The sequence below is a fragment of the Cohnella sp. genome (genome assembly GCF_041641335.1).
Lineage (GTDB): Bacteria > Bacillota > Bacilli > Paenibacillales > Paenibacillaceae > Cohnella.
This window is the reverse complement of sequence record NZ_JBEPYQ010000062.1, coordinates 1-11,881: the sequence shown is the minus strand read 5'-3', so window position 1 is coordinate 11,881 and position 11,881 is coordinate 1. Positions and strand designations below refer to the sequence as shown.

5 protein-coding genes are annotated in these 11,881 nt (G+C 57.8%); all 5 read left to right on the top strand.

What is annotated here, in order from left to right; translation table 11 throughout:
- Complete coding sequence (locus tag ACESLM_RS19360; protein ID WP_372633201.1) at positions 1 to 795, top strand: alpha/beta fold hydrolase; 795 nt, start codon at positions 1 to 3, stop codon at positions 793 to 795.
- Positions 796 to 1,411: 616 nt separating this feature from the next.
- Positions 1,412 to 5,620 carry a discoidin domain-containing protein gene (locus ACESLM_RS19355; protein ID WP_372633200.1) on the top strand — a complete coding sequence of 1,403 codons (4,209 nt, stop codon included), beginning with the start codon at positions 1,412 to 1,414 and terminating at the stop codon, positions 5,618 to 5,620.
- Between the two features lie 35 nt (positions 5,621 to 5,655).
- Positions 5,656 to 9,789 carry a DUF4855 domain-containing protein gene (locus ACESLM_RS19350; protein ID WP_372633199.1) on the top strand — a complete coding sequence of 1,378 codons (4,134 nt, stop codon included), beginning with the start codon at positions 5,656 to 5,658 and terminating at the stop codon, positions 9,787 to 9,789.
- A 162-nt stretch (positions 9,790 to 9,951) separates the two neighbouring features.
- Positions 9,952 to 11,523, top strand: coding sequence for an anthranilate synthase component I family protein (locus ACESLM_RS19345; RefSeq protein ID WP_483862604.1), 1,572 nt, complete (start codon positions 9,952 to 9,954; stop codon positions 11,521 to 11,523).
- The coding region (locus tag ACESLM_RS19340; RefSeq protein ID WP_372633197.1) for an anthranilate synthase component II at positions 11,520 to 11,881 on the top strand (362 nt) is incomplete at its 3' end. The genes ACESLM_RS19345 and ACESLM_RS19340, both read left to right, overlap by 4 nt.

The following is an 11,881-nucleotide window of genomic DNA, read 5'->3' as shown; positions in this document are numbered from 1 at the left end:
ATGAAGGTTAGCTTCTGCGAGGTGAACGGGGCCAAGCTCCGAACTTCCGTTCAGGGACAAGGCGACAACGTGCTCCTGGTGCACGGGGGATACTCCAATATGTCGGTATGGGACGAACAGGCGGATGAGATTTCGGACTCTTTCCGAGCGATACGTTACGATCAAAGGGGTTATGGGCAAAGCACGGGATCTTCCGTTCCTTTCTCTTATTATGAGGATATAAAAAACATTCTTGACTATTACAGGGTTGAGAACACTCATATCGTCGCCTCTTCATTCGGGGGAAGCGCTGCCCTGGATTTCACCTTGAAATACCCCGAATATGTGAACAAGCTGGTTCTCGTCGGGCCGTCGATCAACGGAATAAGCTACCCTTTCCGCATGAAAGGGGAAGGAATTATGGACTACTTGCGTGTGAATCGAATCGGGATTGAGAAAGCAGCCGATGTTTTCCTCCGTAAGAACTTTTGGAAGTATATCGTTCCCCGGGAGGAAGAGCGCAAGCGTCGTTTTAAGGAGCTCTATGAGTCAAACGCCGTATTCTACAGCAGCAAGCCATCCCTGCAGCGTCCGTTGCAACCCTACGCCATTCACAGACTTGGAGAAATCCGAAAGCCGCTGCTCATTATTGAATCGGAGAATGACCATCCCTTTAACAAAAAAGTAGGCAATAGGATACATGAAGGGGTGAAAGACGCCGACAAAATCGTAATGAAGAATTCGGGGCATTACCCGCATTTGGAGCGTCCTTCCGAGTTTACTTCGATTTTATTAGATTACTTGAAGAGTCCTTAGTTCGGTCCCATGATTATTGGAGCTCTGGAATACCGGATGCTTCGTTTGGAAACACGGTTTAGTTAGCTTGCTTGTTGGTGTCTGATCGGGGACCGCCTTTCAACCAGTCGCTGAAGAAGGTTCCGGTCAGACACCCCGAACACGAAATTACGGCGGCGAGCTTAACATCCACATCTACCATCCACATCTTTCACCCACCACTCATTTCCATAAACCTCCGATTACAGGATATAGCAGGGTGACCTCGTTGAAATTTTCATTAATGTTCACGCAGGATACCAAATCTGAATCGTCTCCGACAAAACGCCTTCATCGTCCCAAGGACGACGAAGGTGTTTTTGCTTGAGTCCGAAGAAGTCCGCATTTGTATATGGAATGTAAACACAAGTATATCGAAGCGCGAAAGCCCCCTACTTATAATGAAGTTGCCGCTGTCAAATGAGCATAGGGAGGGAAAGCAGTGCCGCTTGTGAATTCTGTACGACTATTACAAGGAGGTATCTTAATGTGTGTTCGCCAGAGAATTATTTTTTTCACACTTCTTGTTACCGCTTTCATAATGATTGCTCTGCCGCCGGAGAAGTCCGGCGCCTCGGCAGGGAATCTGGCTTTAGGGATGACCGCTTATTCCTCGTCGAACGAGGTGGATTTTTTCGGACCCGAGAAAGCGGTGGACGGCGGCGCCGAAGGGCCAAGCCGCTGGTCTTCGGAGAGAACGGACGATCAGTGGTTCTACGTGGATTTGGGCGAGTCAAGAGAGATCGGAAGAGTGGTCATCCACTGGCAGACTCCGGCGGAGCAGTATCAAATTCTCGTCTCCGACGATGCATTGTCCTGGCGGAACGTATTCGCGGACAACCGCGTGCTCGTCGCCCCCGGACCGGTCGAAGATACGATCGAGTTTGAGCCGACAATGGCGCGATACGTCAAGTTCCAGGGAGTAACGCGCCGTCCGGTTGAAGGCATTTATTACGGGTACTCCTTCTGGGAGTTCGAAGTGTACAAAGGCAGGGCGCTGCTGCCGCCGATGATGGAGGCGGTCAAAAGCGGCATCGTCGTTAACGAAGGAGATACCCAACTGAGTCTGCCTCCCGTACCGGCCGACTACACGCTCACGTTGGTGAACACGGACAGCTTGCCGGTGATCGATGCGCAGGGCAATATCCATGCGCCGCTGGTCGATACGCAGGTTCAGCTGCTGCTGCAAATCCGGAGCGACAGCGATCCGACTTATTTCCTTACGGATAATGTGCTGGTCACTGTACCCGGTCTCTTTAAGCAGACAAGCGACCGAAATCCGGAGCCGCGCGTAATTCCTTCTCTGCGCGAGTGGTTGGGCGCAACCGGCGAATTCCGCTTAACGGACCATTCAAGAATCGTCATTCGCGCGGAGGATGAAGCGGCTCTGCGGCGGACGGCCGACATTTTGCAGCAGGACCTGCTGGATTTAACCAAGCAGTCGCTGGAGGTGACGACCGGCGCTCCTCAATCGGGGGACATCTATCTGGCGCTGGATGCCGCGCAAGCGGGATTAGGCGCGGAGGGCTATGAGCTGAATATCGGGGAGTATGCTTCCATTGCCTCCTGGGATCAAACGGGAGTCATGTTCGGCACGAGGACAGTATTGCAGCTGCTTGTCCATGCTCCCGATCATAAGGCAATGCCCAAGGGACAATCGCGCGATTATCCGAAATACCCCGATCGGGGCTTCATGCTGGATGTGGCTCGCAAGTTTTATACGATCGAGTTTTTGCAGGACTATGTCAAGCTGATGTCCTACTACAAGATGAACCGATTCCAGCTTCACCTAAACGACGATATCGGCGATGTCGGAAAGTTCCGCTTGGAGAGCGAGCATTTCCCGGGAATTACGAGCACGGACGGTTTCTATAAGAAGCAGCAATTCAGAGAGCTGCAGCTGCTCGGCATGGAATACGGCGTAAACGTCGTGCCGGAGATCGATACGCCGGGCCATTCCGGCGCGTTCATCGCCTACGATCCGCGGCTGGGCAGCCGTAATCAGCTGGATATTGCGCGTCCCGAGACGATCGACTTCGTCAAGGCGCTCTTCGACGAGTATTTGGACGGCGGCAATCCGACCTTCGTCGGCCCGGACGTGCATATCGGCACGGATGAATATTTCGGCAGCGACAAGGAAGCCTTCCGCAGGTACACGGATACGCTTCTCCACCATGTTAACGGCAAAGGCAAACGCGCCCGTCTGTGGGGCAGTCTGTCCGCCTACGACGGCACGACGCCGGTCAGCAGCAATGCGACGATGGACATCTGGTACGAGCCGTACGGGAGCGCCAGGCAGGCGGTCGAACTCGGCTACGACATTATCAACACCAACACGAATTTGCTCTATATCGTTCCGCAGCTGTACCGCAGCTACTTGAATTACGATTTCATCTACAACGAATGGGAGCCTAACGATTGGTTGGAGACGAAGCTTCCCTATGCGCATCCGCAGGTCAAAGGCGGCATGTTCGCGCTCTGGAACGATGTATCCGTGGAGAAGGGCGTCTCGATGGCGGATTCGCATCAACGAGTACTGCCTTCCATGCAAGCTTTGGCGGAGAAGCTGTGGAGAGGCAATCGCATCGATCGGAACTTTGCGAGCTTCCAGGCGGACGCCGCTCGTTACGCGGACCCGCCCAATGTGCATCTCTCGCACAAGCTGCAAGTGGAAAACGAGCGCCATATCGTGGTGGATTACACGTTCGACGAAGGCTTCGCGGACCGTTCGGGCAACGGCTTTGACGGCCATGCGGTAAATGCAAGCGCGGATAAGGGGATGTTCGGACAGGCGGTGAGGCTGAACGGCGGCGCCAGCTATGTGGAAACCCCGCTGCGTACGCTCGGGTTCGGATGGACGCTGTCCATGTGGATCAAGCCGGACGCCGACAGTCCGCAGGGGACCGTGCTGCTGGAATCCCTGGACGGACAGTTGAAATACAACATCGGGGGCAGCGGCAAAATCGCCATCGAGAAGGAAAACTACGTTAGCGAATTCAATTTCAGACTGCCGATCGACCGCTGGACGCAAGTAATCATGACCGGCGACGACACCGGAACCTCGATCTTCATTAACGGCAGCGAGTATACGGCTACGTTGAAAGACGGCTCCAAGCTGGAAACGTTCGTGCTGCCGGTCGCGAAAATCGGCAGCGCCACGAACGCCTTCAAAGGCCTGATTGACGAACTCGTCATATGGAACGCCTACATGGACTTGCATGGAAACCTGGCGTTGCTCAAGCAAGCGGAATCGTCGCAGCCGGAATCCTCTTCTTACACAGCGGACAAGGCGGTGGACGGCAGGGGCGATACCCGATGGTCCAGCGATTGGGTGGACGACACGTGGTTCATGGTGGATCTGGGCGAAGTGAAGAACATCGATACGGTGTCCATTCTGTGGCAGACGGCTTACGGTTCGAAATACCGCATTTACGTGTCCGAGGACAAGGTGAACTGGACGAATGTCATGAAGGACAACAACGGCGAGATTAACGGCAAGCAGGGGCGGGTCGTCACGACTTTCCCGAGCACGCCGGCCAGATACGTGAAGTTCGCAGGCGTGACGAGAGCGACGATGTTCGGCTATTCCTTCGAGGAATTCGAAGTGTACGGCGAGCAGTACAAGCTCGGCAACATTCGGCCGATTATCGACCTGCTGACGGCTATCGAAGCCGATCAGCTTGTGGAAGCCAACTATTCCCCGGAGGGCTGGGCGCAGCTTCAGCAGGCGATGAGCCATGCGATTGCGGCGATTCAAAATTCGCAGCTGTCCCGTCCTGAAGCCGAGCAGGCGTATGCCGGGCTGAGCGTTGCGCGCGATCGTCTGACGATCGAAGATGTAATGGACTTGATCGAGCTTAATGTGAACGGCAGCCTTGCTTCCAATATCTATCTCCCGCAAAAAGGGCAGCAGGGTACGCGTATCGTCTGGAGCAGCTCGAAGCCCGACTACTTGAATGCCAACGGCCAGCTGCTGAAGCGTCCGTCCGGCGGTTCAAGCGACATCGAGGTCGTGCTGACCGCGACGATCAGCAAGGGAGCCGCTTCGGCGGACAAAACGTTTAAGGTGATGATCAAAGCGCTGCCCGGCTCAGGCGGAGGCGGATGGTCTCCGAGTCCCGTCACTCCAGGCCCGGACGGCGGACAAAGCGGCGGAGATCAGGGCAATGGCGGCGGGAGTGGATCCGGCAACGGCGTTGAGAATGGCGGCGCGGGGAATGGCAGCGGATCGGACGGCGGCGGATCGTCGACGATTCGGTTGAACGATATCGCCAGCCACTGGGCCGAAGCATCGATCAAGCGGGCCGTCGAGCTTGGATTCGTGGCGGGTTATACCGACGGGTCGTTCAAGCCCAATAAGACGGTCAGCAGAGACGAATTCGTCGCCATGCTGGTCAAAGCGTTGAAGCTGCAAGGAGCGAACGGCTCGCTGGACTTCGCCGACGCAGGCTCGATTCAAGCCTGGGCGAAGCCGTATATCGCGCAAGCCCTGGAATCCGGCCTGATCAGCGGTTATGCGGATCGGACCTTCCGTCCGAAGGCTTCGATCAGCCGCGCGGAGCTGGCAACGATGATCGTTCGCGGCTTGGGCTTGAAGCCTGCGGAAGGGTCTGAACTCTCTTACGCGGACGCGGATCAAATTCCGGCTTGGGCGAAGCCAAATGTGGCTGCGGCCCAGCAGGCGGGAGTGATGAGCGGACGCGGAGACAACCGGTTTGCGCCGGCCGTTTCGGCGACGCGGGCCGAGGCTGCGGTCGTCATTCTGAACATGCTCGATGCGCTTGCGAAGCTGAAGGCGCAGGAATAGAACTTATTTTACCTGGAAAGAGAGTTGAGCTTACGATGAGAACAAGAAGAGGTTTGACCGCTTTGCTGCTTGTCCCGGTCATGCTGCTATCGTTGCTGTCGTCCGTATATGCCGAGGATCCGGGCGGAGGAAGCGCAGGTTTCTACAATTTGGCCCAAGGGAAAACGTATACCTGGTCGGAACAGCCGGAAGACGCTTTCCCGGATGACGGGACGAAGCTGACGGACGGCAATGCCGCCGATCCATCCCGTGCCAGCGGCAATTGGGTGGGCCACCGCAACCAGAAATCCCGTTCGGTCGTGTTCGATCTGGGCGAGCCGAAGACGATCAAGGAGGTCAGCGCGCGCTTCCTGCACGATTGGCCGAACAACGAGACGCTCGTACCGCTCACCGTTTCTTTTTACGCGTCCGACGATCAAGTGAACTGGGGCGTATTGTCCCATAATGCCACTCAACTGTTGTGGGGAGACCAGACCGCTATCGAGACTTATTCATGGGATGGCAGCGAGGAGACCGGAGTCGTGAAACGCGGCGATTACGCCGAGGGGCTCGTGTACGCGCGGTATGTGAAGGTTGTCTTCTCCATGCATTCCAGGGCATGGAGCATGATCGACGAGGTGACGATTACCGGTGCGGACGGCCTTCTCGCAGGAGCTCAGCCGGTGCAGCCTGTCCCTTATGCTCTGCAGCAACCGGGGATGGCAACCGGCGGCATTCAGAACCTGGGCTTGCTGTATAACGGGCATTACTCGGATGGCACGGGAACTTGGACGAAGGAACGGGTTATCCCGAATATCAGCTACGTGAACCAGCAGGGCGAACCGGTCGACTGGCTGTTCGACGGCGTGCTGTATCTGGGCTTGACGTCGGAGAACGGCAGAGGCTTCGGAGCGACGGACGCGGCCGGCAAAGCCAGAAAAGAGGAATGGGATTGGTATTTGAATAAAACGTTCGCCATTGGCGGCGATATGAGCGCGTTGAACGAAGCGACGATCGAGGCAGGCGCCAAGCTCGGGCAGCCCGACCGCAAGACGAAGGTCGTTCTGATGATTCCCGAACCAGGCGAGTATCAGTCCGACTTCGGCAGCCTTAACGGCGAAAATCTGGATTTCAATGTCGGCACGGTAGGCAGCGCCGCATCGCTGGACAATCGGGAGAAAGCGATTCGGTGGTGGGTCGATGAAGTGCAAGCCAAATGGGCGGCGGCCAACTACTCGAACCTGGAGCTCGTCGGCATGTATTGGCTGGAGGAGCAGATCAGCACGCATGCGACCGGCCCGGAGATGGTCAAGAGGACGAGCGACATCGTGCATGCCGCCGGCTTGAAGATGTTCTGGATTCCTCATTTTCTGGCTTACAAGGCATTCATGTGGAAGGATGTCGGCATTGATGCGATATCGCTGCAGCCGAATTACTTCTTCGAGCAGTTGGACCCTTCGCGTCTGGACGATACCGCGGATATGGCGAAACGGTACGGCATGTCGCTGGAACTGGAGTTCGACGACCGGATGATCAACGACGCCGTCTTCCGCGAGCGGTTCATCGAGTATTTGAACAGCGGCGTGGATACAGGGCTGATGCATCAAGGGTATAAAGCATACTATCAAGGCAACAACGCCGTTTACAATGCGGCTAACAGCGCAGACCCCGCTACTCGCGTGCTCTACGATTGGCTGTATCAATTCGCGAAAGGCACTTACCAGAAGCAGGATGCCGTTCCGCCGGATGTTGTGGCGCTCATGAACGGGCAGCCGATCTCGGAGCATACGATTGTGCCGGGCACGACCCAGGCCGCTTTCACTTGGACCGTTCCGGGAGATGACGGCAGCGGGATTATCAAAGTAACGGCCAAGTATGACGGTAAGCCTTACACGCAAGGAACCGTAGTGGATTTGACGGGCAAGCCGGGCAAGCATGTACTGGAGTTGACGGTGGCCGCCGCCAAATCGAAGACGGTTAAGTTCGTCATAGAGGCTCGCTTGGGCGCGGACGGCCTTCTGGCGCTCGTGGATAAGTATGCGGAAAACAATCAGTTGAGCCATGCCGAGACGAACCGCGCTATGCGCAACGCCTTGATCATGATGAAGCGTACGCAAGCCAGCGATCCCGAGCAGGCCAAGCGCTATCTGAAGGCCTTCAATCCCAAGCTGGATGAAGCCAAAGATCGCGGCTACGTAGCGGAGAGCGCTTATACGGCGCTGAAGGAAGGCGTGTATTACGAGATTGGAAGCGTCGCGCAGGACAAACAAGCAGAGGCGTCCACGACGGAAGCGGCGGGGTTGGAGCCCGAGAAGGCGCTGGACGGCGCGCCGGCCACGCGATGGGCGAGCGAAGTGCGCGAGACGGCCTGGTTCCAGGTCGATCTGGGCAGCCCGCAAACCTTCGATACGATTCGCATCGATTGGGAATACGCTCGCGCGGACCAATACTTGCTGACCGTCTCGGACGACAAGCAGAATTGGCGCCCTTTGAACGTCGGCACCAACGGCGTGGTTAAAGCGTCGGACGGCAAGAACACGCTGGTATTCCCGGCTACGACGGCAAGATACATCAAATTCGACGGACTGAACCGGGCAACGTTCTACGGCTACTCTTTCTACGAATTCGGCGTGTACGATCTTGCCCTGCAGCAAGAGATGAAGACGCTGGACGGCATACGGGCCGCCGTGGACGTCCCGACCAAAAACGTCACGATCGACGGTCTGGTCATGAACGGCAAGCTGGAGCAGGTGTACGTCAAAGTGCTCGATCCGAGCGGCAACATTCAATATACCGGTCAGACGACCGCCGTGGATGACGGCAGCTTCGGGTTCGCCTTCACGCTGACCGGCGAAGCGCAAGGAAGTTATACGATCGAGCTGGAGACGGACGACATGACGACTCCCGAAGCGGTCGCTTTCGAATACCGCAAGCCTCCGTCCAATGGAGGCGGTAACGGAAGCGGCGGAGGGGGCGGTGGCGGCGGCTCGACGCCGGGCCCGTATACCTCGCAAGCGGACGGTTCGGTCAAAGCCGTGCTCGTCCCGACGCTGAACGGCAAACAGGCTTCGGCCTCGGTCGGAGCGTCGGATCTGAATGCCGCCATTCGTAAGGCAGCGGCCGACAGTAATGGCGACAAGCATGTCCATATTGAATTGAAACCGGCGAACGGGGCCGACAGCTATGCGCTGGAGCTTCCGGCGGCTAATCTGACGGGTCAATCCCATCTGCTGCTGCATATCGACACTCCGTACGGCCAGCTTGTTCTGAACGGCGACATGCTGGCGGGCGCCAATACGGGGAATGCAGGGAAGCTGCTCGTCACGGTAAGCGATCGTGCGGGCGATTATCGCGGCAACGAAGCGGCTGGCAGAATCGGCAACAGGCCGATCGTGCAAGTGGCGGTGCAGTTGGACGGGAAGACTCTGGCTTGGAGCAATCCGAAGGCGCCGATCCGGGTCGCAATCCCGTATGCGCTGCAGGCGGGCGAGCAAGCTGCATGGCTGCGCGTGTACGAACTGACGGCGGGCGACCGCGCGACAGAGGTCAAAGATGCAGTTTACGATAAAGGGACTCTGCGGTTCTCCGTGGATCATGCCGGCGTATATGCCGTCGGCATTGCGGCTCCGGCGGCTGGGTTCACCGACCTGGGCAAGCATGAATGGGCGCGCGAGGCAATCGAGGAGCTGGCCAAGAGAGGCATCGTCAAAGGCACTTCGATCGAGAAGGCCGCCTTCAGTCCAGCCAGCCCGGTGACCCGGGCGGATTTCATCCTGATGCTGGTGAGCCTGCTTGATTTGCGCGCCGAGTTTGCATCGACTTTTGCGGACGTGCGGCCGCAGGACTATTACTATAATGCGGTTTCTATTGCCAAACAATTGGGCATCGTCTCCGGAGTGAACGGCGTCAACTTCGCTCCGCGAGATCCGATCAGCCGTCAGGACGTTATGGTCATGCTGACTCGTGCGCTGCAATCGACGGGAGTCATCAAGCCGGCCGCATCCGGCTCGGCGCTCGACAGCTATCGCGATGCGAGCCAGATCGCGGCGTATGCTGCGGATAGCGCGGCAACGATGCTTGAACACGGGCTGGTTACGGGCTCCAACGGCTATATGATGCCGAAGAGCATGACCAGCAGAGCGGAAGCGGCGACGTTCCTGTATCGCGCTCTTCAATTGATCGAGAAGTAAGCCGGAAGCGGCGGAGCGGGGGATCATTCCTCCGTCCCGCCGCTTTTTGCCGCCCTTCGCATTTCTTTTAAGCAAGGAGGAGGTATTTATGGTATTCTTTCTAAAAAAGACAGACAGCCGCGACCGGCTGAAGGGGCGGAAAGAGTGCGCAGCGTGGAATGGATGGCGTTGGATCAGTGGGAGCTTTGGCATCATTCGGGCGAAGGTTACACTTTGCTGCCCTATATAAGGAAAATAAAGACGGAGCCGGACATCGGCGTTCTGCCGGCTTTCTGGGAAGGCGCATGGGCGCAGGCATCGGCGCATGCGAGCGTGCTCGAGAGCGGCAAGGGAGGCCGCTATACGATTGTTGGCCTGCGGCCGGTCGCCGCAATCGCGGGCAAGGGAGATGAGGCGAGCGTATGGTCGCCCGTCCATGGGTCCGGCGAGGAATGGACGGAGACCGGACGCATGAACGGCCGCCCGCTCGACGTGATGAGGGAATGGCTGAGACCGTGGCGGGCGCCCCGGCCGGAAGGCGTGCCGGACTGCATTGGCGGGGTCATCGGGTATTGGAGCTATGACGTCGTGCGAAGCCTGGAGAGACTGCCTGTCATCGCGAAGGACGATTTGGGGCTGCCGGACTACGTGTTCCAGCGGTTCGAAGAGCTGTGGATTGCCGACCATGCCGAGGAGGAAGTATACATCGCGGTTCATGCCGGCGTCGGACCGGATACGGATCGCGAGGGCTTGGAGCGGTTGTACCGCTCGGCCCGGAAGCGCGCCGACGAGATGGAGCGGCTGTGGACGGACTGGCTGGCCGAGGGAGAGAGCCCGGCAAGTCGGGAACGCGCGGCGAGGATGCGGGAGAGGATGGCCGATGATCGGCTGGAGATCGACATCGAACGGCTGCCGGGACTGATCACGTCGATGAGCAAGGCGCAGTACGAGGAAGCGGTCAGGCAGGTTCAGCGCTATATCGGGCAGGGAGACGTGTTTCAGGTCAATTTGGCGCTGCGGCAGAGCCGCCGCACCGACGTTGCGCCCGAGACGCTGTACGAATGGCTGCGCGTCGTAAATCCGTCTCCTTATATGGGAATGCTGAGGACGCCGTCTTTCTCGCTGGTCAGCGCCTCTCCGGAGCTGCTCGTGAAGGTGGACGGGCGGAGGTTGTCCACGAGGCCGATTGCCGGCACGCGCCGTCGGGGCAGAACGCCCGAGGAGGATCGCGCGCTGGAGGACGAGCTTCTCGGCAACGAGAAGGAGCGGGCCGAGCACGTCATGCTCGTCGATCTGGAGCGCAACGACTTGGGGCGGGTCGCGAAGTATGGGACGGTAAGGGTGCCGGAGCTGCTGACGGTGGAGAGGTATTCCCACGTGATGCATCTCGTCTCCCAGGTGGAGGCGACGCTGGCGGACGGGAAGGACGCGCTGGACGTGCTGGCGGCGACGTTCCCCGGGGGCACGATTACCGGAGCGCCCAAAATCCGCACGATGGAAATCATCGAAGAACTGGAACCGACCCGCAGAGGTTCGTACACGGGCTCGATCGGATGGATTGACTACAGCGGAAATATGGAATTTAATATAATTATTCGTACGATCGCCGTACAGGACGGGGTTTGTCATATTCAGGCGGGGGCCGGCATCGTCATCGATTCCGTGCCGGAGCGGGAATTCCATGAATCCCTGAACAAGGCCAAGGCGCTTTGGAAAGCGGTGCAGTACAGCGAAGGGCAGGTTGAACCGACATGATCCTGGTGATCGACAACTACGATTCTTTCACGTATAACCTGGTGCAGTATTTAGGAGAGCTCGGCGAGAACATCGTCGTTCATCGCAACGACGAGATCGATCTGGACGGCATCGCCAAGCTTGCGCCCGACCATATTTTGATTTCTCCGGGACCGTGCACGCCTAATGAAGCGGGCATCAGCCTCGCGCTGCTGGAGCGGTTCAAGGGAGAGATCCCGATTTTCGGCGTATGCCTGGGGCATCAATCGATCGGACAAGCGTTCGGCGGAGACGTCATTCGCGCCGATCAGCTTATGCACGGCAAGACGTCCGAGATCAAGCACGACGGCAAGACGATCTTCGCGGGCCTGCCCTCTCC